The sequence below is a fragment of the Streptomyces sp. NPDC111507 genome (assembly GCF_055638955.1).
On the sequence record NZ_JBVKBU010000007.1, the window covers coordinates 226603 to 252412 of the forward strand.

The window sequence follows — 25810 nt, forward strand, 5'->3', positions numbered from 1 at the left end:
AGCGCACTGTCTGCCCCAACCGGCAGGCCGGAAGCGTACGTCTCGCGAAGGCGATGTAACCGGACCATCACACTGCGCGATCGCCCGCATCCGCCCATGACGCCGAAGGTGCGGCCGGGCGGGCGGCGGCCAGGGCCTTGTCCGTGGTCCGGGCACCGGCACCTGGGTGTGCCAAGGGGCGGACTCCGTGGTGTCGCGGGAGCATGGGGGTGACGCGTGCTCCTCGGCCGGTGCCCGTGGGAGAGGAGCGGGAGGGGGAGAGGGAGAGGAGGAGGGGCAAGCCGGTGACGTTGGTGTTCTCGGTCGTCTTCGCGGTGCTGGCCGCGGTCAGCAACGCGACCGCCACTGTGCTCCAGCGCCGCGCGGCACAGGACGTGCCGTTGTCCGAGGGCTTCCACGCCAGGCTGTTCGTCGAGCTGCTGCACCGGCCGGTGTGGCTGGGCGGGATGGCCGCGGTCATGGCGGCGGCATGCTTCCAGGCGCTGGCGCTGGTCAACGGAGCGCTGTCCGTCGTACAGCCGATCTTCGTCCTGGAACTGCCGTTCGCGCTGCTCATCGGCGGTCTGGTGCTGCGACGTCGGGTGACCCGGCGCGGGTGGATCGCCGTGGCGTGCATCGCCGTCGGGCTGGGTACCGTGCTGGCCGCGGCCGCCCCCTCGGTCGGGACCGACCGGCCCAGCACCGGCGGGTGGATCCTGGCGATCGTGTGCTGCGTCGGCGTCATCGTGGCTGCCGTCGGTGTCGCGCTGAGGTGCCCGGCCGGACGCGCACGCGCGGCCTGTTTCGGCGCCGCGGCGGCCATCGGCTACGCACTCACCGCGGCCCTGATCAAGGACGCGACGCACGCCTGGGAGACGGGCGGCGTCACCGGGTTCTTCCTCGCCTGGCAGACCTACGCCTTCGCCGCCACCGGAGTCTGCGCGCTGTTTCTCCTGCAGAACGCCGTCCAGTCCGGCCCCCTCGTCGCTTCCCAGCCCGCCCTCACCCTCGGTGACGCCCTGGTCAGCCTCGTCCTGGGCGTCACCCTGTACGCGGAGCGGGTGCGCACCGGCTGGTGGCTGATCCCCGAGACCGTCGGGGCCGCCCTGATCCTGTACGGAGCGATCCTGCTGGCGCGGATCCCGCTCACCCAGGTGCTCGTCGCGCCGCCGGCCGCGCCGGACCGTACCAGGGCGTGAACCGCGGGAATCGACGGCTCGGCGGGGTTCAGGCCTGGAACTCGGTGAGATCGATGGCGTGAACGCGCAGCGGATGGCCGTACACCGGGTGTGTCGTCTCACGCTCCGGCGTCATGCCGAGCTTGCGGATGACGTTCTCGGAGGCGTCGTCTCCCGCTCGGGTGATGCTGATGACACGGTCGAGGCCACGGTCCTGGAGTGCGAACTCCAACGTGGCCTGGGCGGCTTCGGAGGCGTATCCCTGACCCCAGAACGGTGAGCCGAGCCGCCAGCTGATGGCGACGGCGGGCAGTACCTCCGGCAGGAACTCGGGCACGGACAGGCCCACGAAGCCGGCCAGTTCGCCGGAGGCCAGCAGTTCGACGGCGAAGAGGCCGAAGCCCTCCTCGTCCCATTCCTCTTCCCACTGTTCGATGGCCTCCGCCGTGTACTCCAGGTCGCGAACGGAGCCGTCGTCGATCCAGCGCATGACGCGGGGGTCGGCATTGATGTCCGCCATCGGCACGAGGTCGTCGTCGGACCAGCGGCGGAGGAGGAGGCGGGGCGTGTGGATCTCGGTCATGGCGCCCATCCTGCCCGACGGGCGACCTCGGGCCGACGGCGGCAGCGCCAAGACCGTGCCGGCGGTGTTCGGGAGGGCCCTCAACGACCGGTGGGACGGGACAAGAGGCCGGTGACCAGCTCGTGGACCGCTTCCCAGGCTGTGGCGTGCAGTGCGCCGACGCCCGTGCGACGCAGGTCGTCGAGGACCTGTGTGCAGTCGGAGCCGGCGTCGTACTCGGTGCTCTCGGTGAGTACGTCGTACCCGTCGCGGACGGCGACGCGCAGGCGCGTTCCTCCGGTGTCGGCGGTGTGCAGAGCGGCGGCGACGACGAGCGGCGGCGGACCGCCCGCTTCGCCGGGCAGCTTGCGATACGCGCTGGTGATCGGATCGCGCCAGCGGAGGCCGAGCAGCAGGTGGCCCTTTGCCAGGACTTCGGTCAGGTCGGTCTCGTAGACGCTGTCCGGATCCAGGACCACCGCGCGCGCTTCCAGCACGAGTGCGGCGGGCAGCAGACAGCGCACGGTGCTCCCGACGATGTTGCCGCCGACGGTGGCCGTGCGGCGCACGGCTCCGGTCCCCACGGTGGCGGCCGCCCGGCGCAGTGCTTCGGGCACGCGGTCGTCGATCCGGTTCAGTATCACGGCGCCGCCCAGGGTCTCGCGGCCGATCGCGTTGGCTTCCGGCAGATCGCGCAGCGACATGGCCTGCTCGGGGAAGCCGTCCCGCTGCCAGGTGGCCCATATCAGGGTCGCCCCGCCTATGGGCACCGCCCCCTCGGCCATGCACTCCTGCGCTTCGGAAACGGACGTGGGCAGACGCAAGAGCACGGCAGCCGACCTGCTTTCTGGAAAATGAGCGGCTGAGTACGCACCACCTCAGCCATATGACCGTCGACACGGCGCATTTTCCCCCGGCACACAGGGGCGCGTACAGGGCTCACTGCATCAACCGGTGCGCCGTTGCCCACGGTTCAGCCGCGCTGGCCGCCGAACACCCCCAGGATGCGCTCGGCGGCCAGCGTGGCCGTCAACTCCCCGTCCCGCACTTGCTGTTCGAGGCCGGGGGCGAGGGCGCGTACGGCCGCGTCGGCGTGCAGGCGGCCGAGGAGTTCGTCGCGCACCATCGTCCACGTCCAGTCCACCTGCTGGTCGCGGCGCTTGGCGGCGAGGCGGCCGGTGGATTCGAGGAGCGTGCGGTGCTGTTCGAGGCGCTCCCAGACCGTGTCCAGACCGGTCGACTCACGGGCACTGCAACTCAGGACCGGCGGGGTCCAGGCCGCGTCGGCGGGATGCATCAGCCGCAGCGCGCCCGCCAGCTCCCGTGCCGCCGCGCGGGCGTCCCGCTCGTGCGGTCCGTCCGCCTTGTTGACCGCGATGACGTCCGCCAGTTCCAGGACGCCCTTCTTGATGCCCTGCAACTGGTCCCCGGTACGGGCCAGGGTCAGGAGCAGGAAGGAGTCGACCATGTTCGCGACGGCGGTCTCGGACTGGCCGACGCCGACCGTCTCCACCAGGACCACGTCGTAGCCCGCCGCCTCCATCACCACGATCGACTCACGGGTCGCCTTCGCCACCCCGCCGAGCGTGCCGGCGGTGGGGGAGGGGCGCACGAACGCCGCCGGGTCGACGGCCAGACGCTCCATCCGCGTCTTGTCGCCGAGGATCGAACCGCCGGTCCGGCTGGAGGACGGGTCGACGGCGAGCACCGCGACCCGGTACCCGAGCGAGGTGAGCAGCGTGCCGAACGCGTCGATGAACGTCGACTTGCCCACACCGGGTACGCCGCTGATGCCGATCCTCCGCGCCTTCCCGCTGTGCGGCAGCAGCTCGGTCAGCAACTCCTGTGCCAGGACGCGGTGTTGGGGCCTCGTCGACTCCACGAGCGTGATGGCGCGTGCCACCAGCGCCCGCTTTCCGTCGAGTACGCCCTTCACATAGGTGCCCAGGTCGATCGCCATGGGGGTCAGAGGTCGTGGCCGAGGTCGGCGGACAGCCGCTGCACCAGGTCGTACGCCGCGTCCGGGATCACCGTCCCGGGCGGGAAGACGGCTGCCGCGCCCATCTCGAGGAGCGTGGGCACGTCCTGCGGCGGGATCACCCCGCCGACCACGACCATGATGTCCTCCCGGCCCTCCTCGGCGAGCGATTCCCTGAGCGCCGGCACGAGCGTGAGGTGCCCGGCGGCCAGCGAGGACACCCCGACGATGTGCACGTCCGCCTCGACGGCCTGGCGTGCCACCTCGCCCGGGGTCTGGAACAGCGGGCCGACGTCCACGTCGAAGCCGAGGTCGGCGAAGGCGGTGGCGATCACCTTCTGGCCGCGGTCGTGCCCGTCCTGGCCCATCTTGGCGACCAGGATGCGGGGCCGGCGGCCCTCGGCCTCCTCGAAGGAGGACACCAGGGTGCGGGTGCGTTCGACGGACGGCGACTCGCCGGCTTCGGTGCGGTACACACCCGAGATCGTACGGATCTGGCTCGCGTGCCGCCCGTACACCTTCTCCAGGGCGTCGGAGATCTCGCCGACCGTGGCCTTCGCGCGGGCCGCGTCCACCGCCAGCTCCAGGAGGTTGCCGGTGCCTTCGGCGGCCCGGGTCAGGGCGTGCAGGGCGTCCTGGCACACCTGTTCGTCGCGCTCCGCGCGCAGCCGCCGCAGCTTCTCGATCTGCTGGGTACGTACGGAGGAGTTGTCGACCTTGAGGACGTCGATCTTCTCGTCGGTCTCCACCCGGTACTTGTTCACGCCGATGACCGGCTGGCGTCCGGAGTCGATCCGGGCCTGGGTGCGGGCCGCGGCCTCCTCGATGCGCAGCTTGGGGATGCCCGCGTCGATGGCCTTGGCCATGCCGCCCGCCGCCTCGACCTCCTCGATGTGCTGCCAGGCCCGGCGCGCGAGGTCGTATGTGAGCTTCTCGACGTACGCGCTGCCGCCCCACGGGTCGATCGCCCGCGTCGTGCCCGACTCCTGCTGGATCAGCAGCTGGGTGTTGCGGGCGATGCGCGCCGAGAAGTCGGTGGGCAGGGCGAGCGCCTCGTCGAGGGCGTTGGTGTGCAGCGACTGGGTGTGCCCCTGCGTCGCCGCCATCGCCTCCACACACGTACGCGTGACGTTGTTGAACACGTCCTGCGCGGTCAGCGACCAGCCGGAGGTCTGCGAATGGGTGCGCAGGGAAAGGGACTTGGCGTTCTGCGGATCGAACTGCCTGACCAGCTTGGCCCACAGCAGCCGCGCCGCCCGCATCTTGGCGATCTCCATGAAGAAGTTCATGCCGATCGCCCAGAAGAAGGAGAGCCGGGGCGCGAACGCGTCCACGTCCATCCCCGCCTCCCGCCCCGCCCGGATGTACTCCACTCCGTCGGCCAGCGTGTACGCCAGCTCCAGGTCGGCCGTCGCGCCTGCCTCCTGGATGTGGTAGCCGGAGATGGAGATGGAGTTGTAGCGCGGCATCCGCTGCGAGGTGAAGGCGAAGATGTCGGAGATGATCCGCATCGACGGCTTCGGCGGATAGATGTAGGTGTTGCGGACCATGAACTCCTTGAGGATGTCGTTCTGGATGGTCCCGGCCAGCTTCTCGGGCGGTACGCCCTGTTCCTCGGCGGCCACGATGTAGAGCGCGAGTACGGGCAGTACCGCACCGTTCATGGTCATCGACACGGTCATCTTGTCCAGCGGGATGCCGTCGAAGAGCTGACGCATGTCGTAGATCGAGTCGATCGCCACGCCCGCCATGCCGACGTCACCGGTCACGCGCGGGTGGTCGCTGTCGTAGCCGCGGTGGGTGGGCAGGTCGAAGGCGACGGACAGGCCCTTCTGGCCGGCCGCGAGATTACGCCGGTAGAAGGCGTTGGACTCCTCGGCCGTGGAGAAGCCCGCGTACTGACGGATCGTCCAGGGCTGGTTCACGTACATCGTCGGGTACGGGCCGCGCAGATACGGGGCGATGCCCGGGTAGGTGCCGAGGAAGTCCAGGCCCTCCAGGTCCTGCCCGGTGTACAGCGGCTCGACCGCGATGCCCTCCGGGGTCTCCCACAGGAGGTCGGCCCCGCCCGTGGCCTTCTTGACGGCGCCGCGCCACTCGTCGCTCCCGCCGTCGGCCTTCGGGACCCCCAGCTCGATCCCGGAGAAGTCGGGGATTCCCATCGCTGCCATCAGGACACTCCCATACGGTCGAGGGTGGCGGAGAGCACGGCGACGGCGTCGCACCCCGCGAAGACATAGGCATCGACATCCGGGTACTGCCCGGGACGGCCCGCGAGGAACACGTGCCCGGCGCCCGTCGCCTTCAGCTCCCCGGCGACCTCCGCGGCCCGCTCCTCGTACAGCGTGTCGCTGGAGCACAGACAGACCTCGGTGGCACCGCTGTCCTCGAAGGCGCCCTCGGCGACGGGCTCGATGCCACCCGCCTGGAACAGGTTCGAGGCGAAGGTGAGGCGGGCGGTGTGCGCGGCGGCCGGGCCGAGGGCGGCCAGGAAGATCCGCGGCCGGGAACCGGTCGCCGCCAGGTGGGCGTCGGAGCGGGCCCGCAGCGCCTCGAACGCCTCGTCGCGCCGCACCCGCGGCAGCCCGCCGGACGGCGGTACGGGGGCGGGAGCACGTTCCACGAGTCGTTCGGCGAGGTTCGGGAACTCGCTGACCCCGGTGACGGGTTCGCGCCGCTTGGCGAGCTTCGCGCTGCGCGCCTCCCAGGTGCGGGCGAGGTCCTGACCGAGCCGCCCGGAGCGCAGGGCCGCCGCCTGGCCACCCTCCCGCTCGATCCACTGGAAGAACTCCCAGCCCGCGTGGGCGAGTTCGTCCGTGAGCCGCTCCACGTACCAGGAGCCGCCCGCCGGGTCGATCACCCGGGACAGATGCGACTCCTCGACCAGGATCGTCGAGGTGTTGCGGGCGATCCGCCGGGCGAACGCGTCCGGCAGACCCAGGGCGTGGTCGAAGGGCAGCACGGTGACGGCGTCGGCGCCGCCCACTCCGGCGGCCAGCGTCGCGACCGTCGTGCGCAGCATGTTCACCCACGGATCGCGGCGGGACATCATCACCGGCGAGGTCACCGCGTGCTGAACCTGCCCGCCCGGGGCCCCACAGACCTCGGTCACCCGTGCCCAGAGCCGGCGCGCCGCCCGCAACTTGGCGATGGTCAGGAACTGGTCGGCGGTGGCCGCGTACCGGAACTCCAGCTGGGCGACGGCCTGTTGGACGGTCAGACCCGCCTCGGTCAGCTCCCGCAGATAGGCGACGCCGGTCGCAAGGGAACTGCCCAGCTCCTGCGCCGCCGAGCCGCCGGCCTCGTGGTACGGCAGTGCGTCCACGGTCAGCGCCCGCAGCCCCGGGTACTCCTCGGCGCACAGCCCCGCGAGAGCGGCGACGGGCGCGAAGTCGAACCCGCCGTCTCCCGCACGGGCCTCGTGGCCCAGCGGGTCGGCTCCCAGGTTGCCGCGCACCGCCGCCGTGGCGACCCCACGCTCCTGGTAGAGCCGTAGCAACTCGCGTGCGGCGGGCTCGACTTCACGTCCCGCGTCGAGGACGACGGGCGCCAGGTCGAGATAGACGCCGTCGAGGACCCGGCCGAGCGAGGACACCGGAATGCCGCCCGCACCGGCGACCAGCCAGAGCGAGGTGACGCCGTTCTCCAGGTCCGCCAGGACCGCCGCGCCGTCGTCGGCCGTGTGCTGCTGCCGTACGTCCCAGCCGCCGAGGGTGTTGCCCTCGGGGCGTCCGCCCCGTACGAAGGGAGCGAAACCGGGCAGGCCGGGATCGGGCGCGGAGTCGTCCGCGGTGTACAGAGGGCGGGCGCGCAGCCCGTCCTCCAGCGTGGTGGACAGGGCTTCTTCCGCTGCCGCGCCCGAGACTTCCTTGCCCGACTTGCGCAGGACGCCTTCAACGAGGCGTTGCCACTGCTCATGGGTCGCGTCAGGGAACTCGGCGGCCAGCGAGAGCCCGTCGTCAGGCAGGACCGTCATGCTCGGATGCTAGGCCAAATACGCAGGTGAGCAGCAGAGGACGCGGCTGTGACCTTGACCTCCCGGAGGTTGTGACCTTGACCTCCCAGGGGTGGTCTTGATCAACAGGCCGGGTTCGTACTACGGCAGCACACGGATTTCGGACAGTGCCGGGTGCCGCGGAGCGAGGAGGACGATCTGGTCGGGGCGCGCCCCGGGCTGCGGGTACACGGTCTGGCGCCAGCCCCGGCAGCGGAAGAAGTTCAGCGCCGCGGTGTCCTGATGGTCGGTCACCGCCCAGGCCCGGTCGTCCATGGCGGGGAGCAGAAGAACGTCGAGGAGCCCGGTGCCGACGCCACGGCCGCGCGCCGCGGGCGCCACCACGAGATCGGTGATCCGTACGGCACCCGCGAGCCACTCCTGCGACCGCCGGGCCCCCAGTGCCGGATGTTCCGGGGCGGGATCCGCGGAGCGTACGGCGGTGCCGAAGCCGCACAGCCGACTGCCGATGCGGGCGGTCACCGCCAGGAACCCTGGCCGGCGCACCTCGTCCGCGATCCGCTGCCGCATCTTGGAGGCGACCTCTTCGTCCCGCTCGGGCGAACGTTCGCGCAACGACACCAGCCGCAGATGCACGAACTCCTCGACGACGCCGAGCGCCGTGTCGCCCTGATAGACGGTGGTACCGACGTCCATGAACTCCTCCGGCCGGGCTGGTCGCCGCTGGCGAGATGACGAGTCGGGCCGCGCCGAGTGGGCGCGGCAGGTTCCTCAGCGGTCGGGGAGTGTTCCCAGAAACCGTATGTGGGGATGGTCGCCGGAGCCTTCTCCCGTTCCGGTGACGGTGGCGCGTACGCCGTAGACGTCGGCGATCAGGGCCTCGGTGAGCGTCTCCGCCGGAGTACCGCAGGCGACGACCCGGCCCTGCGCGAGGACGACGACCCGGTCGCAGTACATGGCCGCGAGGTTGAGGTCGTGCAGGGCGACGACGCTGGTGACGCGGAGTTCCGCGATCAGGGCCAGCAGGTCGAGCTGGTGCTGGATGTCGAGGTGGTTGGTGGGCTCGTCGAGGAGGAGTTCGCGTGGTTCCTGCGCGAGTGCCCGGGCGATGTGGACGCGTTGGCGCTCGCCGCCCGAGAGCGTGTGCCAGGAGCGGTCGGCCTTGTCGGTCAGGTCCGCACGCTCCAGCGCGGTGCGAACGGCCTTCTCGTCGGCCGGAGTCGAGGGCGACCAGGCGCGTCGGTGGGGGATGCGGCCGAGACGTACGACGTCGAGCACGGTCAGGTCGAGCTGGGTGTCGACCTGCTGTTCGACGACGGCGACGCGCCGGGCGATGGCCCGGCGGCCGAGGTCGCCGAGCGGGTGCCCGTCGAGGGTGACGACGCCGGAGGCGGGAGTGAGGACACCGGCGAGCAGACGCAGCAGGGTGGACTTGCCGGAGCCGTTGGGGCCGAGCAGACCGGTGACGGATCCAGGCAGTGGTGTGAGGTCGACGCCGTCCAGGATCAGCCGGCCGGCGGCGGTGCGGGAGACACGGTCGGCGCCGAGCGTCATCGGTTCACCCTTCGGGTGCGGTACAGGATCAGCACGAAGCCGGGCACACCGATCAGCGAGGTGACCACACCCACGGGCACCTCCTGCGGGTCGAGTGCGGTACGGGCCACGGTGTCGGCCCAGACCAGGAAGACCGCCCCGGTGAGCGCGGTCACCGGCAGCAGCCGGGCGTGTCCGGGGCCGCCGAGGGCGCGTGCGGCGTGCGGCAGGACGAGGCCCACGAAGCCGATCGCGCCGGCCACGCTGACGAGCGCGGCGGTCAGCAGCGCCGTGCCGCACAGGAGCACCAGCCGGGTACGGGCCACGGAGACGCCGAGGGAGGCCGCCGCTTGCGGCCCGAACGCGAAGGCGTCGAGTGTGCGCGCGTGTCCGAGGCAGACCAGCAGGACGATCGCGAGGACGGCCGCGCACAGCCATACATCGGTCCAGTCCGCTCCGCCGAGCGAGCCCAGCAGCCAGAACAGGACACCCCGGGTGGTCTCGGCGTCGGCCGCCGTCATCACGACGAAGGAGGTGAGCGCGGAGAACAGCTGCATGGCGGCGACCCCGGCGAGCACCACCCGATCGGTCGTGCCGCCGAGGGTGTGGCTGAGCAGCAGCACCAGGGCGAAGGAGCACAGCGCGCCCACGAACGCGCCCCCGGAGACGGACAGCGCTCCACCGCCGGCGCCCAGCACGACGACCACGACGGCCCCCGTCGAGGCCCCGGAGGAGACGCCGAGGACGAACGGGTCGGCGAGCGGGTTGCGCAGCAAGGACTGCATGACCGCCCCGCACACCGCGAGCCCGGCGCCGCAGACCGCGGCGAGCAGGGTGCGGGGCAACCGCAGGTTCCACACGATGCCGTCGCGGATGGGGGACAGCTCCGAGGTCCGGCCACCGAGGTGGGAGGCCACCGCGGACCAGACCTCCCCGACGCCTATGTCCGCGGGGCCGATGGTGATGGCCACCGCCACGGACGCGACGAGCACGGCGAGCCCGGCCGCCGCACGCACCACGGTGGAGGTCATGGCGGCGGTGGTCACCCGGCGAGCCCGTACTCGCGCAGCGCCGCGGCCACCTTCTCGACACCTTCGACCGTGCGGATGGTCGGATTCATCGCCTGTCCGCTGAGCAGCACGTACCGCTTGTTCTTCACCGCGTCCATGTTCTTGGTGGCCGGATTGGTCTCCAGGAACTCGATCTTCTTCGTGGCGGTCTCGGCGGTCTGCGACCTGCGGGTGAGGTCACCGATCACCAGGACGTCGGGATCGCGGTCGGCGACGGTCTCCCAGTTGATCTGGGGCCATTCCTGCTTGGTGTCGGCGAAGACGTTCTTCGCGCCGAGGGTGTTGGTGATGATGCCGGGGGCGCCGCAGCAGCCCCCCATGTACGGGGCTTCCTGGTTGGCGAACCAGTAGAGGACCGTGGTGCCGGACGCGTCGATCCCGTCCGTGGCCTTCGCCACCCGTGCCTTCAGGTCCGCGACGAGTGTGGCGCCGCGCTCCTCGACGCCGAAGACCGCGGCCAGGTCGCGTACTTCGCCGTAGACCGCCTCCATGGTCAGCGGCCCGGTGCGCACGCCATCGCCGTCACCGCTGTTGTCCTTGCCCTCGCAGTCGGCGGGCGAGAGGTACGTGGGCACACCCAGCTCCTCGAACTTCTCGCGCGGAGCCACACCGCCCTTGGCCAGTGTGGAGGCGAAGGAGGCGGCGACGAAGTCGGGTTCGGCGTCGAGGACCTTCTCGAAGGAGGGGGCGTCGTCCGCGAGCCGCGGCACCTTCCCGTTGGCCTTCTCCAGGCCCTTCATGACCGGGTCGGTCCAGGTGGCGGTGCCCACCATGCGGTCGGCGAGGCCGAGGGACAGCATGATCTCCGTGCTGCCCTGGTTCAGGGACACGGCCCGCTTCGGCGCCGAGGCGATCGTGACCTTCCGGCCGCAGTTGTCGAGCGACACCGCACCGGTGGATTTCGGCGACTTGTCTCCGTCGGCGGACGAGCCGCCGCCACAAGCGGTCAGCAACAGGGCTCCGGAAAGGAGCAGGGCACAGTGGTGGGCTGGGCGCGCAACGGGCACGGGACATCCTCTGGCGTCGAGGGCCCAGGCGCGGGGCCCGTTCGTACGGTCCGCCAGCAGGTCTTCGGGCTCGGGATCGGCCGGACGAGGCGCCTTCCCGGACTCCGGTCACGTATGACCGCCGTCCAGTGGCTTCGTGTTGCCCCGCCCGTCACCCTTACCGCTGCGCGTCAGCTCCGGATTCGCACCGGATTCCCTTGACTGGCCCCGGCAAATTATCACGCCCCCGTCAGCCGCGGCTTCAGCACGATTGTTAGCCTTGGTTGTGATCCAATTCCCCGTGCCCGGCCAAGGCTTGCGATGAGCGCCGTCGGCTCCTTCCCGCTCGGTGCCGCGACCACGCTCGCCGAACTCGCCGCGGATCCGCATCCGCGCCTGGCGCGACTGCGTACCCACGAGCCCGTTTCCTGGCTGCCCGAGCTGGACGGCTGGCTGGTGACCCGCCGTGATCTCGCGCTGAACGTGATGCGGGACCCCGCGACCTTCACCGTCGACGACCCTCGGTTCTCCACCGCACAGGTCGTCGGCCCGAGCATGCTGTCCCTGGACGGTGACGAGCACACCCGCCACCGGGAGCCCTTCACCGCTCCCTTCCGCCCCAGGGAAGTACGCGAGGGCTTCGCCTCGTTCATCGAGCGGGAGACCGACCGGCTCATCACCGCGCTGCAACCGGCGGGCGCCGTCGAACTGCGGCGTGCCTTCGCCGGCCCGCTCGCCGTCGCCGTCGTGACCGAGGCGCTCGGGCTGGTCGGCACCAGCGCGGACACGGTGCTCTCCTGGTACGACTCCATCGTGCGGTCGGTCTCGGACATCACCGCGGGACACGCGGCGGCACCCGCGGGCGCCGAGGCGTACGCGCGGCTGAGGGCCGCCGTCGAAGCCACCGTCGCCGACCGGGGCGCGGCGTCGCTCCTCGGCTCCGCCGCCGAGCGGCTGGCGCTGCCCGAAGTGGCGTCCAACGCCGCGGTGCTGATGTTCGGCGGGATAGAGACCACCGAGGCGATGATCACCAACGCGCTGCTGCACCTGCTGCGACACCCCGGCCAACTCGCCCTCGTCCGTGACGACGACGGCCTGCTGGACGGCGCGATCGAGGAATCGCTGCGCCTCGAACCCGGAGCGGCGGTCGTGGACCGGTACGCCACCCGTGACACCGTCCTCGGCCCGGCCACGATCCGCCGGGGTGAACTGGTCACCGTCTCTCTGGCCGGCGCCAACCGCGACCCGGCCGTCTTCCCCGATCCCGATCGGTTCGACGTCCGCCGCGAGAACGCGCGTCTCCAGCTGGCCTTCGCGCACGGCCCGCACTACTGCATCGCCGCGCACCTCGCCCGGCTGGAGACCCGTATCGCCCTTCAGCGCCTGCTCGAACGCCTGCCCGCCCTGCGCCTCGACCCGGCCCGACCGGCCACTCCGCAGGGGCTGGTCTTCCGCAAGCCGCCCACCCTGCATGTGCTGTGGGACGGTCCCGCCTGATCAGCGTGACACCGGAGTGCGTCGCAGGGATCTCAGGAAGGGCCGCAGAAGCCATCGCCGGGCGGGTACCTCCACGTACTCGTACAGGAGCCAGGCGAATGCCAGGGACACCGCGAAGGCGCTGATCGCGCCGATCGGCGACGGTTTGAACAGGTGCTGTCCCGCGCGCAGCACGAGCAGGTGGACCATGTAGAAAGCGAAGGAGAGTTCACCCAGCCGGACGAGGGCCGGATGTCGCCACAAGCTGGGCAGGCCGCGCACGTCGGCGAGGGCGGCCGCGGGGATCAGACAGGTGAAACCGACCAGGGTGCAGGCGACGCAGGCGTACGATCCGCCGACCTGGGAGACCAGGAAGTAGCCGATGATCGTCAGGGCCACCGACGCCTCCAGGCCGGGGCCGCGCCAGCGGCCGAGGAGCACGAGGCGGGCGACGGCGACTCCGAGGACGAACTCCGGCAGCCGGGCGGCGGGGAAGGAGTACAGGGTGCGGCCGACACCCAGCTCCAGGTCCGCCCGGGTCAGGATGAGCACGGTCAGGACGCTCGCGCCGGCGAGCGCGGTCGCGGTGAGGGCACCGGCGTGCCGCAGCAGCAGGGCGAACACGGGGAACGTCGCGTAGAAGAACGCCTCGCACGCGAGGGACCAGCTGACGGGGTCGAGTGTCTGCCACCACGGGTACCACCAGGAGTGGACGAGGAGCAGATTCGCCGCGCTGCCGGCCGGCTTGCCCATGCCCATGACGAACATCGCGATACAGGCCGTGACCAGGTGGACGGGGTAGAGGCGGGCGAAGCGGCGGCGCCAGAAGGCCGTGGGGCGGTCGTCGGAGCGGGCGGACCAGCCGAGGACGAAGCCGGAGAGCAGAAAGAAGAAGGAGACCCCGGTGGAGCCCGCCCCGAAGCCCCAGTCGGCGAAGTGACGGGCCTGCCCGTTGAAGTAGCCCAGGTTGCGGGTGTGCAGGCAGAAGACGAGAAGGGCCGCCACCCAGCGCAGACCGGTGAGGGACGGCAGTGGACCGGGATGGGTCACCTCGCGGTGTTCAGTCTTCGATCGGACCGGCGATTCGGATTGCTCCGGCTCGGCGAAGGAAGACTTGCTCACGATGGGACCGCCTGTGTTGGTCAAGGAGAGGTGCTCGCTGGGGGACTGGGGTGTTGAACTGGGCATGTTTGGGGTGGTTGTCGTCGACGCGTTTTCCCCGAGGAGCCGGTAAGTATGCGTGTCGAATTGCCGTTCGATCCGATGATGGGCGGCGGCCGCTGCGATGCCATGTCAAGGTGTGAACGCCTGGTCGGACGCTGGGTCACCCTCCATCTGACGGTGGACGGGATACCTTGGGGCAACGGGATGGCCGATGGACTGTGACACGCAGGGGACCCGCGTCGCGTACCGGGCGGTCGCTTCCGGCACCGATCAGCCGCCCCACCAGCAACCGCACAAGCCGCCTGACAGGCCGGTGCGACGGCCCGAAGCCCACGGAAGCGCCAAGGCGGTCGCCGCCCCCGCGAACGGGGCGGCGACCGCCATGGACCTGCGAGGGCAGGGCGGTGGTGCCGAAGTCGGTGGTCGTGGCAGGCGCGGGAGCGTTCGGCCCGGTGCTCAGCGCGAGGTGAGTTTCCACAGATGGTCGGCGGTGCCGTTGTCGTCCCACTGGAGGACCTGGGCGCCGGACGAGGTGCTCATGTTGGTGACGCCGAGCAGGAGGCCGCTGTTGTAGTTGGCGATCTTGTAGGAGCCGTTGTCGGCGGGGATCAGCTGCCAGAGGTGGTCGGCGGTGCCGTTGTCGCCCCAGATCAGGGCCGTACCTCCGGCGGCGGTGCTCATGCCGTTGACGCCGAGCAGCAGACCACTGGCCTGGTTCACGATCTTGTAGAGGCCCGAACCCGCCGACACCAGCGTCCAGTTCTGGTCGGTGCCGGTGGTCGAGGTGGCCTGGACGACGGCGGTGCCCTGTGCGGTGCCCGCGCTCTGGGTGTCCAGCGCGAGCCCGCTGTTCTTGTTGGTGATCTGATAGCGCCCGGCGAGCGAGGCGGACGTCCCGCTGGGCGTGATGACCAGGTGGTAGCCGTCGGACGCGTTCATCGCGACGGGCACGGTGACGGAGCCGTTGCTGACCGGATAGTCGCTCTCGGAGATGGTGTACGGGGCGGAGACGGCCGTGGTGCGGCCCTTGGACGGGGTGTACTCCAGCTTGACGTGGACCGTGCCGCCGAAGGCGGACAGGGAGCCGAGTCCGTTGACGGTGACGGCCGTCGAACCGGTGCCTCCGCCGAAGATCACACTGATCTGCCGGCCGTCGCCGGTGAGCGAGGCGGCGCCGTCGATGCCGGTCTGCGCCGGGGGAGTGGTGGTGAGCATGTTCCCGGACAGGTCGCCGTACCACTTGTAGAGCCAGTAGGAGCCGTTGGGCGATCCGCCGGTGTCGGTGAGGGTGTCGCCCAGGGTTCCGTAGTGGTTCCAGAAGGCGAGTTCCGCGTCGTGGACGCCCGCCCGCTCGAACTTGGCGACGTAGCCGACGAGGGCACCCGGTATCCCGATCTCGCTCGGTGTCGCGTACTCCTCGATGGAGATCGGCCGCGGGCTGATGCCGAGGCTGCTCTCCAGGGAGCGGTAGGCGGAGACGTGCGCGGCGATGTCCTTGCTGCCCTGGAGCTCGTGCCAGGCGATGACGTCCGGGACGGTGCCACTGGCCTTGGCGTCGGTGAGGAACTGGCTCATCCAGCTCTGGTTCCACGCCGAGTAGCTGGGGCCCTGGAGGGGAGTGGCGGCGTCCTTGGCACGGACCTCCTTGTACGTACGTGCCCAACCCGCGTCGAAGGCACCGGCGTTGGCGGTGTCCCAGGTCCAGTCGGGCTCGTTCCACAGCTCGTACGCGCTGATGTTTCCGGCGCCGGAGGACTTGACCGAGGCGACCTGGGTGTCGACGGCGGACAGCCAGTCGTTCCAGCTCACCCACTTGTAGGGGAAGTCGGGGTACCAGTCGGGCATCCGGACGACGACCTTCGCACCGGCCCTGGCGGCCTTGGGGGCGACGACCAGGGAGTCTCCGGCGGGGCTTGGCTCACCGTTGGGCAACTGGTGGCCGCCGGGTGCCATCTGGACGAAGGTGTTCGGCTTCAGCGGCTGGACGAGGCTGTCGGCCGGGGTGCTCGCGTCGGCGAGACCGTAGAGGCTGCCCGTGGCGACATGGGTGACGGACCGCAGGGTCTGGGCGGCGTTGACGACCAGGGTCGTGGACGCGGTGGGGGCCGCCTGGGCGGGCGTGCCGGTGAGGGCGGTCGCGGCGGCGGCCAGGGCCGTCGCCAGGACGGCGGCGGCCGTGCGGTCGAACGGCCTTCTGGACGTGCGTGGTTGAGATCTCGCAACAGGCATGGGTGGCGGCTCTCCTGACAGCTGAGGAGGTGGATGGGTGGCTGACGTCCCGGTCAGTCCTTGACCGCGCCCGCGGTGACCCCGGCGGCCACGTACCGCTGCGCGAGGACGAGCAGGACGGCGGCGGGTACGGACGCGACGACGGCGGTGGCCATGATCGCGTTCCATTCCTGGTTGTTGTTGCCGATGTAGCGGTAGATGCCGAGGGTGATCGGGCGAAGATCGCCGTCGCCGTCGAGGGTGTTGGCGAAGACGAAGTCGGACCAGGCCCACAGGAAGCTGAACAGCGAGACGGTGACCACGGCGTTGCGGCTCACCGGCAGGACGACGGACCAGAAGGTGCGCCAGGTACCCGCCCCGTCGATGCGCGCGGCGGCGGTGAGCTCGTCGGGGATGCCCGACATGAACGCCGTGAAGATCATGACGCCGAAGGGCACGGCGATGGTGGAGTCCGCGATGATCAGGCCCCACCAGGAGTTCAGCAGGCCGAGGTTGAGGAAGATCCCGTAGAACCCCATCGCCATGACGATGCCGGGGATCATCTGGGCGACGAGGAGGGCCAGGCCCATCATGCCGCCGCCGCGGGGGCGGAGTTTCGCCAGTGAGTAGCCGGCCGGTGCGGCGAGGACGAGGGTGGCGGCGACCGTGCCGAGGCCGATCAGCAGACTGGTGCCGAGGTAGGGCAGCTGGTCGTGCAGCACGGCCCGGTAGCCCTCGAACGTGGGGTGCAGCGGGAACAGGTCGGGCGGGGACTTGCGCATGTCCTGCTGCGGGGTGAGGGACACGTTCAGCATCCAGTACACCGGGAACAGCATGAGCGCGGTCAGCAGGAGTCCGACGGCGGTGTAACGGCGGGAGCTCGCGGGGGACTTCACGCTTCCTGCCTCCTCTGGACGCGGACGTACAGCAGGCCGAAGACGAGGGCGATGAGGATGAGGATGTTGCCGACGGCGGCACCGGGGCCGAAGTGCGGGAGCAGGGTGCCGAACGCGAGCTGGTACGACCAGGTCGCCAGCGTCGACGAGGAGTCGCCGGGACCTCCCTTCGTCATGATCCAGATCAGGTCGAACACCTTGAGCGTGTAGACCAGTCCGAGCAGCAGCGTGATCGCGGAGACCGGCCGCAGGAGAGGGAAGGTGATGCGGCGGAACTGCTGCCGACCGCTCGCCCCGTCCAGCGAGGCGGCCTCGTACAGCTCCCCGGGGATGTTCTGCAGACCGCTGTAGAGGATGACGAGGTTGAAGGGGATCCCGATCCAGACATTGGCGATGACGACCGAGGCGAGCGCCCAGTGCGGCGAGGTCAGCCAGTCGACGGGCGGGACGCCGACGAGATGGAGGGCGTAATTGACCACGCCCGACTCGCTGTTCAGCATCCAGGACCAGGTCGACGCCGACACGATGAGCGGCAGCAGCCACGGGATGAGGAACAGCGCCCGCAGTGTGGTGGAGAGACGGAAGTGCCGGTTGAAGAAGACCGCGAGCGCCAGCCCGGCCGCGTACTGGAGCGCGATCGACACGAACGTGAACACCATCGTGTTGCGCATCGCGGGCCCGAAGGTCGGGTCGTTCAGCACCTGGGAGAAGTTGTCCCAGCCCGAGAACGGCGCGTCGCCCGCCACGAACGAGCGGACCGTGTAGTCACGCAGGCTCAGATCGAGGTTGCGGTAGAGCGGATAGAGATAGAAGGCGGCGAGGTAGGCCACGAGCGGGGCGAGGAAGCCCAGCGCGGTCAGCCGGTTCCTGCCGCGCCGACGGCGTGGCGGCACGTCACGCCGGTCGGCGCCGCCCGCCGCTCCGGACACGGCCGGGGACCGCTTGGGACGGCGGTCGGCTCGGGCGATGGTCATGCGAACTCCTGGATGCGGGTGGCGGTGTCCGGGACGCGGCCTGCGGCGCCGCGCGCTGTCAGCGCTCGTGCCGGCCGGCCGCGTCAGCCCTTGCTCTTGCGGGCCGCCGTCTGCGCGGCGTCGAGAGCTGCCTGAGGGCTCTTGCCACCGGACAGGGCCGCCTGTACGGCCGTCCACATCGGCTGCGAGATGGTGGGGTACTTCGTGCCGAGACCACCGCTGGTACGGCCACGCGCGGCGGCCACGGCCGCCACCCACGGCTTCAGCTTCGGGTTCGCCTCGACCTGCTGGGCCTGGACCGCCGCGGTGGGCGCGACGTACGTCAGGGCGGTGTCACTCGCCAGCAAGCTCTCCGAGCTGGTCAGACACGTGACGATCTTCTTGCTGACGTCGTAGCGCGCGGTGTCCTGCTGCACGGGCACGGTGACGAACTCGCCGCCGGTCGGCACCGGCGCCGAACCGCCGTTCTGCCCGGGGATGCTGACGACCCCGTACGGGAATCCGGCCTTCTCGGCGTTGGCGAGCTGCCAGGTGCCGTTCTCTCCGAAGGCGTAGTCGCCGGTGGCGAACTCCTGCCAGCTGGTGGTCTGGGTGTTGTTCAGGACGTCCTTGGGCGCGAGACCCTCGTCGACCCACTGCTTCCACAGCGACAGCGCGGCGGCGCTCTTCGGCGAGTCGAGGTGGGTGAGGTCGCCGCCCGCGCCCCAGAACCACGGCAGGAACTGGAAGCTGCCCTCCTCCGTGCCGATCGCCGAGAAGGTGATGCCCTTCTTCCCGGCCGACTTGACCTTCTTCAGCGCGGTCGTGAGCGACGCCCAGTCCTTGATGGAGGCGGGGTCGACGTGGGCGGCGGTCAGGATCTTCTTGTTGTAGTAGAGGGCCAGCGTGTTGGCGCCGATCGGTACACCGTAAGAAGCGCCGTCGATGGTGCCCGCGCCGATGATGTTCTTCTGGATCGCGGACGTGTCCAGACCGAGGTCGGTCGTCTTGTTGAGGATCCCCGCCTCGACCAGGGTGGAGACGACCGGGTTGTCCACGAGCATCACATCGGGCGCGTTGCCCTGCTGGGCGGCCAGCAGCGCCTTGTTGCCCAGGTCGGTGGTGTCGTAGCCGGTGCGCTTGATCTTGACGCCCGCCGAGGTACCGCACTGGGCCACGCGCTTGCCCCAGTCCGAGGAGGTGTCGAACTGCGGGTACGGGTCCCAGAAGGCGTACGTCGCCGACTTGCCGGTGGAGCCGGAGGAACCCGAACCCCCGCCCCCACAGGCCGTGACGGAGGCGAGGGTGCCGACGGCGACACAGGCGGCGAGGAGAGTTCTGCGGGTGTTTCGCATTGCGGTGACCTCGTTGTCATGAGTGGTCGTGCGGGGTGACGGGGTGACGGGGCGATGGGGTGTGGGCGGGTGCCGGGTGCCGGGTGGAGGCCGTGGAGGTCGGTCGGCGTCAGGAGGTGGGCAGCCAGACGCGCATGCTGCCGTCCTGCCGGTTGGCCCAGGCGTAGTAGGGGATCGCGGTGAGCTCGACGGACTCGCCCGAGGGCGCGATGGCCGGGTCGGCGCCGGCGGACCGATAGGGCCACCAGCCGGTGTCCGGGACCGCGCGGCGACGGCCCGTGGCGAGGACGGTGGTGACACCGCCGAGCAGATCAGGCCGCTGCTTCACGGCGAGCGGCCGCGCGGTGTCGATGACGACGTCGTCCAGACCGCCCCCGGGGTGGTCCACCTGCTCCACGCAGTACACGAGCGGGCCCCGCTCGATGGCGACACAGCCGCGGACCGCGTCCACCCGCGGGTCGGCCGCGGTGAGGCGGGGCTCCAGGCCGAGTTCGACGACGACCCGGTCGCCCGGCGCCCAGGTGCGCTCCAGGCGCAGCCAGCCGTCGGAGACGGGGGCGTCGGCCTGGTCGTACGTCCGGTCGCCGCACCGCACGCGGTACTCCTGGCACCACTGCGGGATGCGCACGGACAGCGTCCAGGGCCGCTCCCGCGGGGTCTCCTCGACGGTCAGGGACACCGCGCCGTGCCAGGGGTAGTCGGTCTCGGCGGACACGGTGACGGGCATGCCGTCGAGGTCACCGCGGTAGCGGCCGGTGACGTACTGGTGGATCTGCAGGCCCTGCCCCTCGGCGTCGGTCGAGGACAGGTAGTGCTCGAGTCCGGCCAGCAGCCGCATCACGTTCGGGGGGCAGCAGGCGCAGCGGAACCAGCGGGTACGGCGGGCCGACTGGTCGCCACCGGGGTCCGTGTGGCCGTCACGGACCTGGAGCGGATTGACGTACAGCCAGGCTTCGCCGTCCAGTGAGACACCGGCGAGGAACCCGTTGTAGAGGGTGCGCTCGATCAGGTCGCTGTAGCGGGCCTCGCCGGTCAGCAGAGCCATGCGCCAGCTCCACTGGATCGAGGCGATGGCGGCGCAGGTCTCGCAGTAGGCACGTTCGTTGGGCAGCTCGAACGGGTCGCCGAAGTCCTCCTCGTCGTGGTGCGCCCCGAGACCACCGGTCAGATGGGTCTTGGTCGTGGTCATCGCCCGCCACAACCGCTCGGCGGCGGAGCGCAGTTCGGCGTCGCCCGTCTCGGTGGCCACGTCCGTCGCACCGGCCAGCAGATACAACTGGCGCACGGCGTGCCCTTCGACGGTGACCGCCTCGCGCAACGGCACGCGGTCCTGGCAGTACGCCTCGCCGCCGAGCAGGCCGTGGCCGTAACGGTCGACGAAGTAGCCGGCGAGATCCAGATAGCGTCGCTCGCCGGTCTCCCGGTAAAGCTCGACCAGGGCGGTCTCCACCTCCGGATGGCCGTCGACGCCGTCGATCGGCCTGCCGCTGCCGGGAAGGCCGAAGACGGAGTCGAGGTGGTCGGCGAACCGTCGTGCCACGACGAGGAGTTCGTCGCGACCGGTCGCACGGTGATGAGCCACCGCCGCCTGGATCAGATGGCCCGCGCAGTACAGCTCGTGCCCCCAGCGCAGGTCCTGGTAGCGCTCACCGTTCTTGCGGACCTGGAACCAGGTGTTGAGGTAGCCGTCGGACTGCTGGGCGTCGGCGACCAGGGCGATGATCCGCGCGACTTCGGCGGCGAGTTCGCGCGGGTCGGGGCTGTTCTCCTCGCCGTCGGCCGGCGGCCCGCTGCGGGCGAGCTGCCAGGAGGCGGCCTCCAGCCACTTGTAGACGTCGGTGTCGACGAAGGGGTAACCGCCCTGGAACTCGCCCTGGGCCGTACCGGCCGCCAGGCGCAGGTTGTGCAGGTTTCCCGCGGACTCCAGCAGAGCGGGGCCCTGCGGGATCGAGATGTGGGCGTTGACCTCGCGCCGGGCGTGCCAGAAGCCGGTGCGCACCTCCGCGTGGGCGGGGCGCAGCGCGGCGGGGGCGGCCGGGCCGGGCCGGACCGGGCCCACGGGGGCAGCGCCCTGTTCGGTGGAAGCCGAGACGTCGGTGGGGGAGGGCAGGGCCGAGTCTGTGCGGGGCATGGTTCTCCGAGAGGGGTGGTGGCGGGAGGGAGCCGGGCCGCGGGGCAGGGCGCGACGGCCCCCGTGCTCGAGAGGCGGGAGGTTCTCGGAACTCGTTTGAGCAACCGTTTTTCCTGCCGAGAAGTAGAGGGCAGCGGGGTAGTCGGGTCAAGAGTCGCGGCAAGAGATTTTTCTGTTGCCCGGTGGCTGGCACTCACCCCCGGGTGACTGCGACGATGGACGGGTCGTTGCCGTCCAGGAAAAGGTTTGCTCGTGACCGTTGCTCCAGGTTCCCGCTCCGCCGGCCCGGCGAAGCTCGCCGACGTCGCCGCCCTGGCGGGCGTCAGTGTGGGTACGGCGTCGAAGGCGCTGAACGGCGGCGGGCGCATGCGTCCCGAGACCCGCCAGCGGGTCCTCGACGCCGTCGAGGCACTCGGGTTCCGGCCCAACCAGCACGCGCAGAGCCTGCACACGGGGCGCAGCTGGACGGTCGGGCTGATGACGACCGACGGCATCGGCCGCTTCAGCACCCCCGTACTGCTCGGCGCCGAGGACGCGCTCGGAGCCGGCAAGATCTCCGTCCTGCTGTGCGACACCCGCGGCGACGCGATCCGGGAACAGCACCACCTGCGCAACCTGATGGACCGCCGGGTGGACGGCATCATCGTCACCGGCCGCCGTACGGACCCCCGTCCGCCCCTGGACGGCATCGAGGACGTCCCCATCGTCTACGCGCTCTCGCCGTCCACCGACCCGGCCGACACCTCGGTGGTCTCCGACGACCGGGGCGGGGCCGTACTGGCCGTCGAGCACCTGCTGGCCGCGGGCCGCACGCGCATCGCTCACATCACCGGCCCGGAACACCACGCGGCCGCCCGCGACCGGGCCCGGCACGCGATCGGGCATCTGGAGCGGGCCTCCCTCGGACTCTCGACGGGACGGGTGCACCACGGGGAGTGGAGCGAGGCGTGGGGGCGCCGCGCCGCCGACGCGGTCCTGCGCACGGCACCGGACACGGACGCCTTCTTTTGCGGCAACGATCAGATCGCCCGGGGCGTGGCGGACGCGCTGCGCGAGCGGGGCGTCAACGTGCCCGGTGACATCGCGGTCGTCGGCTACGACAACTGGGACACCATGGCCCTGGCCAGCAGGCCGCCCCTCACGACGATCGACATGGACCTCACCGAGATCGGCCGGATCGCCGCCCTGCGACTTCTCGAAGCCATCGACGCCGACCCGGCACCGGGGGTGCACACCGTCCCGTGCCGACTGATCGTCCGCGAGTCCAGCTGAAGCGATCCGGGTTCCGAGGGGTTGGGGGGACGGTGGAGGAGCCGGAGTTCAGCGTGGTGCCGACCGGTACCGGCGGCCGGAGGATGGATGTCGTCCAGGCGGTTCGGTCGATCACCGGTCCGAGCGCGTGGCGGAGTGCGCGGCTGCTGGAATCCGTCCCGGTCGTGGTCGTCGAGGACACATGGTTCGGGGCGGCCGTGGACGCTGCGGGACGTCTGACGGCGGTCGGCGCCGACGCGAGCCTGCTGTGCGGGTGGTGCAAGCGCGCGATGGTCCCCGGAACGGGGCCGGTGGACTCGGGACCGTGCGCGTCCCCCGCTTGGCTTTCGGCGCAGTGCCCGGCCGGCCGTCCCAGGCGCTGACCGGGGCCGAGAGGGGCAGTCGCTCGCTCGCAAGGCCCGCCGCACTTAGGTCGCCCACAAGGAGTGACGTGGCGGGAGACGCCGTACGAGCGGCCGGTGCCGTCGTAGCCGGCGCCGTCGTAGGGGTGCAGCGCCGGTCGGTGGCGGTGTCGCGGAGGCCGTCGAACGAGGCGTACCACGGCTTCAGCGCCGGCCTCCCAGCCGGGCTGGTCGTGCGAGGCGCGGATGCCCCACGGCCCGGAAGGCGGTTTCCGGGGTGACGTCCGCGCGGATCGCGCCGGTCGCGACCGGCGCATGTCATGAGCCGACCGATCGCCCCGACCGTGGAGGCCCGGGCCCGGGCGAACACCGGCGATCCGAACCGACGAGCAGTACGACCGCTCGGATCAGGCGGGCCGGGTCGCCCTCGGCACCCCGCACGGGATGGCCGCGGCCGGCATCCTGTCCCCGTGCTCTGGTCCCACAGTCGGCGCTGAGCGCAGCCGTCAGTCGTCTGCGTCAGCTCAGTGAGTGCTGCCCTGATCGCCACTCTCGGCGTGAGCGAGCGGTCTCCCGAACGTCGCGTTCCAGCGTCCGGCACGACCGCTGAACTCGGTGGCGGTCAGCGGCGGTACGTCGATCCGCCAGAACGCCGACTCCGGTGCCCCGAGGGCCCGAACGGCCGCGGCTCGTACGATGTCCGGCTCCACCACGGCGACGGTCCGGCCGGAGAACCGCGCGGCCTCGTCCAGCCAGGCCGCGACCCGCTCGCACAACTGGCGCACCGACTCGCCGCCGTGCGGTGCGGCGGTCGGGTCCGCCAGCCAGAGGGCGACGGCGTCCGGGGCGTCGGCGCTGACGTCGGCCAGCGTACGGCCCCGCCAACCACCCACGTCGAGCCCGGCCGGAGCGGTTTCGACAGCGCCGTCGAACCCCAACGCCGACGCGGTCTCCCGGCATCGCGGGGTGGGGGATACGAGTACCCGCTGCGCTGCCGGAAGGGAGCCCGCGGCCGATCGCGCTCGCGCGGCGCCGGTGGGGTCGAGCGGGCATCCGTCGTCGAAGCGTGCCTCCCGCAGCGCCGCACTGATCGCGGGGGAGATCATCATCACTCGGCTCGTCATTCGCCCACCCTCATGGCCGACTTCCCTGTCCGCCCGGGCCGGTGAGGCTCCGGATCGCCGGGTGTGTCGTGGAGGGCGGCGAGGTGCTCGAGCAGCAGGCCTTCGCGGGTGGACCAGGGGCAGACCTCGACCGCCTTCGCCTCGCAGGCCTCCATGAGGGCCTCTGCGACCAGAGCTCCGGCCAGGGACTGCTCGGCGCGGTGCCGGGAGATGCCGGGGAGCTTGGCGCGGCGCGCCGGATTCGCGGCGGCCAGTACCGGGACGGAGGCACTCAACTGGGACAGGGCCAGCTTCCGTTGCGAGCGGTGTGCCTTGCCTCGGGCGGCAGCAAGCCGGGCGAGCTGCTCGAAGGTCTTGGAACAGGCCAGCACACGGGTGCCCGGTTCCGCCCGCGGCAGGTCGGGGACGGCTTCCAGCTTTCGACGCAGATACCGACGGATCTCGGTGAGACCCTGTTTGGACGGGGCGATGCCGCCGGGCAGCCAGTCCCGGGTGATTCTGCGGGCGCCCAGGGGCAGGGAGTGGACGCTGTGCGGCTGGTCGCCGGTACCCGAGGCGATCTCCACGGTGCCGCCGCCGACGTCCAGGACCAGCAGTCGGCCGGCCGCCGGGCCGACCCACTCGCGGGCGGCCACGTAGGCAAGCCGCGCTTCCTCTTCGCCGTCCAGCACGCTCAGCTGGGTGCCGGTTCTGCGCGCCACGCGCCTGATGACCTCGTCACGGTTGGGTGCGTCCCGGATGACGGAGGTGGCGAACGCGAACATGTCGGTGCCGCGCAGTCGGGGGTCGGAGGCGATCGCCTGGGCGACGGCGCGCTCGACGCTCTCCACCCCGGCGTCGTCGAGCCGCCCCTTGCGGTCGAGCGTCTCGTGCAGTCGCAGCCGCACCTTGTGGGAGAACACCGGCTCCATCACATGGCCCGGCCGCGATCGCACCACCGTGAGCAGAGCGCTGTGGCACCCGACGTCGAGTACACCGGCCTGCCGCATTCCATCGCCTCCCCTGGTCTCGTTTCCTCCATGTCGGAACGGATCGACTGCGTCTCCCCGTCGTCCGACGGCCCCGTCACCGACGCGCCGGGACTTCCGATCCACTGCGTGCACGTTCCCTCACCAACCGTGTACCCTACGTCCCGCTCGAATGAGACGGAGCCACGGTCTACGCGAACCTGGAGGGAGGACCGACGGCCTCACGCCTCCTGCCGGGCGGCATCGATCTCGCTGATCAGGTTCTCGACACGGGCCTTGATCCGGTCCCGGACGGGGCGCACGGACTCCACACTCTTGCCTGCCGGGTCCTCCACGGCCCAGTCGAGGTACTTCTTGCCGGGGAAGACCGGGCAAGCGTCGCCGCAGCCCATGGTGATCACGTAGTCGGACGCCTGGACGGCCTCGGTGGTGAGGAGCTTCGGCTGCCGGCCGGCGATGTCGACGCCGACCTCCCGCATGGCCTCGACCGCGGCCGGGTTGACCTGCTGGCCCGGGATCGAACCGGCCGAGCGGACCTCGATCCGGTCGCCCGCGAGCTGCGCAAGGAAGCCGGCCGCCATCTGTGAACGCCCGGCGTTGTGCACACAGACGAACAGCACGGAGGCGAGCGGAGTGGCAGACATCGGTACTTCTTTCGCGGTCAACGGGTCGTGCGGGGGT

At 71.0% G+C, this 25810-nt stretch carries 22 protein-coding genes and 1 riboswitch; of the genes, 4 read left to right on the forward strand and 18 right to left on the reverse strand.

The features are described from left to right. The first annotated feature begins 284 nt into the window (after positions 1–284). Positions 285–1178 carry a DMT family transporter gene (locus tag ACZ7M2_RS28140; RefSeq protein ID WP_471597632.1) on the forward strand — a complete coding sequence of 298 codons (894 nt, stop codon included), beginning with the start codon at positions 285–287 and terminating at the stop codon, positions 1176–1178. A 28-nt stretch (positions 1179–1206) separates the two neighbouring features. Here the strand turns inward: ACZ7M2_RS28140 and ACZ7M2_RS28145 are convergent, their stop codons facing one another. The 9 genes from ACZ7M2_RS28145 to ACZ7M2_RS28185 form a co-directional block, all read right to left on the reverse strand. Continuing rightward, positions 1207–1740, reverse strand: a complete 534-nt coding sequence (locus ACZ7M2_RS28145) for a GNAT family N-acetyltransferase (protein ID WP_471597633.1) — start codon at positions 1738–1740, stop codon at positions 1207–1209. Positions 1741–1820: 80 nt separating this feature from the next. Beyond that, entirely contained in the window at positions 1821–2549 is a 729-nt protein-coding gene (locus ACZ7M2_RS28150) for an FAD binding domain-containing protein (protein ID WP_471597634.1), read from the reverse strand. A 143-nt stretch (positions 2550–2692) separates the two neighbouring features. Beyond that, on the reverse strand, positions 2693–3679 hold the full coding sequence (meaB, locus tag ACZ7M2_RS28155; RefSeq protein ID WP_471597635.1) for a methylmalonyl Co-A mutase-associated GTPase MeaB: 987 nt from the start codon (positions 3677–3679) through the stop codon (positions 2693–2695). A 5-nt stretch (positions 3680–3684) separates the two neighbouring features. Then, positions 3685–5859, reverse strand: a complete 2175-nt coding sequence (scpA, locus tag ACZ7M2_RS28160) for a methylmalonyl-CoA mutase (protein WP_352047246.1) — start codon at positions 5857–5859, stop codon at positions 3685–3687. A gap of 8 nt (positions 5860–5867) precedes the next feature. Beyond that, positions 5868–7673 carry a methylmalonyl-CoA mutase family protein gene (locus tag ACZ7M2_RS28165; RefSeq protein ID WP_471597636.1) on the reverse strand — a complete coding sequence of 602 codons (1806 nt, stop codon included), beginning with the start codon at positions 7671–7673 and terminating at the stop codon, positions 5868–5870. A gap of 120 nt (positions 7674–7793) precedes the next feature. Further along, a complete protein-coding gene (locus ACZ7M2_RS28170) occupies positions 7794–8348 on the reverse strand; it encodes a GNAT family N-acetyltransferase (protein ID WP_471597637.1) in 555 nt (184 codons plus the stop codon). 75 nt (positions 8349–8423) lie between these two features. Continuing rightward, the gene (locus ACZ7M2_RS28175) at positions 8424–9206 is read right to left on the reverse strand and encodes an ABC transporter ATP-binding protein (protein WP_471597638.1); all 783 of its coding nucleotides are present in this window, start codon (positions 9204–9206) and stop codon (positions 8424–8426) included. Continuing rightward, entirely contained in the window at positions 9203–10216 is a 1014-nt protein-coding gene (locus tag ACZ7M2_RS28180; RefSeq protein WP_471597639.1) for a FecCD family ABC transporter permease, read from the reverse strand. The genes ACZ7M2_RS28175 and ACZ7M2_RS28180 overlap by 4 nt, the downstream gene beginning before the upstream one ends. Positions 10217–10227: 11 nt before the next feature. Further along, the gene (locus tag ACZ7M2_RS28185) at positions 10228–11262 is read right to left on the reverse strand and encodes an ABC transporter substrate-binding protein (RefSeq protein ID WP_471597640.1); all 1035 of its coding nucleotides are present in this window, start codon (positions 11260–11262) and stop codon (positions 10228–10230) included. A gap of 38 nt (positions 11263–11300) precedes the next feature. Then, positions 11301–11481: riboswitch (cobalamin riboswitch) on the reverse strand. Positions 11482–11562: 81 nt separating this feature from the next. On the opposite strand from ACZ7M2_RS28185, the gene ACZ7M2_RS28190 reads away from it, so the two are divergent. Then, complete coding sequence (locus tag ACZ7M2_RS28190) at positions 11563–12738, forward strand: cytochrome P450 (RefSeq protein WP_471597641.1); 1176 nt, start codon at positions 11563–11565, stop codon at positions 12736–12738. On the opposite strand, the gene ACZ7M2_RS28195 is transcribed toward ACZ7M2_RS28190, so the two are convergent. Beyond that, positions 12739–13767 carry an acyltransferase family protein gene (locus ACZ7M2_RS28195; protein WP_471597642.1) on the reverse strand — a complete coding sequence of 343 codons (1029 nt, stop codon included), beginning with the start codon at positions 13765–13767 and terminating at the stop codon, positions 12739–12741. A 186-nt stretch (positions 13768–13953) separates the two neighbouring features. On the opposite strand from ACZ7M2_RS28195, the gene ACZ7M2_RS28200 reads away from it, so the two are divergent. Next, a complete protein-coding gene (locus ACZ7M2_RS28200) occupies positions 13954–14103 on the forward strand; it encodes a hypothetical protein (protein WP_471597643.1) in 150 nt (49 codons plus the stop codon). Positions 14104–14337: 234 nt separating this feature from the next. Here ACZ7M2_RS28200 and ACZ7M2_RS28205 read toward each other — a convergent pair whose 3' ends face one another. The 5 genes from ACZ7M2_RS28205 to ACZ7M2_RS28225 all read right to left on the reverse strand — a co-directional run bounded on the left by ACZ7M2_RS28205 (position 14338) and on the right by ACZ7M2_RS28225 (position 21424). Beyond that, complete coding sequence (locus tag ACZ7M2_RS28205; RefSeq protein WP_471597644.1) at positions 14338–16110, reverse strand: RICIN domain-containing protein; 1773 nt, start codon at positions 16108–16110, stop codon at positions 14338–14340. Positions 16111–16163: 53 nt separating this feature from the next. Further along, on the reverse strand, positions 16164–16925 hold the full coding sequence (locus ACZ7M2_RS28210; RefSeq protein ID WP_471597822.1) for a carbohydrate ABC transporter permease: 762 nt from the start codon (positions 16923–16925) through the stop codon (positions 16164–16166). Between the two features lie 56 nt (positions 16926–16981). Further along, the gene (locus ACZ7M2_RS28215; protein ID WP_471597645.1) at positions 16982–17959 is read right to left on the reverse strand and encodes a carbohydrate ABC transporter permease; all 978 of its coding nucleotides are present in this window, start codon (positions 17957–17959) and stop codon (positions 16982–16984) included. 83 nt (positions 17960–18042) lie between these two features. Beyond that, positions 18043–19293, reverse strand: a complete 1251-nt coding sequence (locus ACZ7M2_RS28220) for a sugar ABC transporter substrate-binding protein (protein ID WP_471597646.1) — start codon at positions 19291–19293, stop codon at positions 18043–18045. Positions 19294–19402: 109 nt separating this feature from the next. Then, positions 19403–21424, reverse strand: a complete 2022-nt coding sequence (locus ACZ7M2_RS28225) for a glycoside hydrolase family 127 protein (protein WP_471597647.1) — start codon at positions 21422–21424, stop codon at positions 19403–19405. 252 nt (positions 21425–21676) lie between these two features. On the opposite strand from ACZ7M2_RS28225, the gene ACZ7M2_RS28230 reads away from it, so the two are divergent. Beyond that, positions 21677–22696 carry a LacI family DNA-binding transcriptional regulator gene (locus ACZ7M2_RS28230; protein ID WP_471597648.1) on the forward strand — a complete coding sequence of 340 codons (1020 nt, stop codon included), beginning with the start codon at positions 21677–21679 and terminating at the stop codon, positions 22694–22696. Positions 22697–23561: 865 nt separating this feature from the next. Here the strand turns inward: ACZ7M2_RS28230 and ACZ7M2_RS28235 are convergent. The 3 genes from ACZ7M2_RS28235 to ACZ7M2_RS28245 form a co-directional block, all read right to left on the reverse strand. Then, complete coding sequence (locus ACZ7M2_RS28235) at positions 23562–24161, reverse strand: histidine phosphatase family protein (RefSeq protein WP_403692323.1); 600 nt, start codon at positions 24159–24161, stop codon at positions 23562–23564. Then, positions 24158–25150: a Ppx/GppA phosphatase family protein gene (locus ACZ7M2_RS28240; protein WP_471597649.1), complete on the reverse strand. Its 993-nt coding sequence runs from the start codon at positions 25148–25150 to the stop codon at positions 24158–24160. The genes ACZ7M2_RS28235 and ACZ7M2_RS28240 overlap by 4 nt, the downstream gene beginning before the upstream one ends. 200 nt (positions 25151–25350) lie before the next feature. Further along, a complete protein-coding gene (locus ACZ7M2_RS28245; protein WP_471597650.1) occupies positions 25351–25773 on the reverse strand; it encodes an arsenate reductase ArsC in 423 nt (140 codons plus the stop codon). Positions 25774–25810 lie beyond the last annotated feature (37 nt).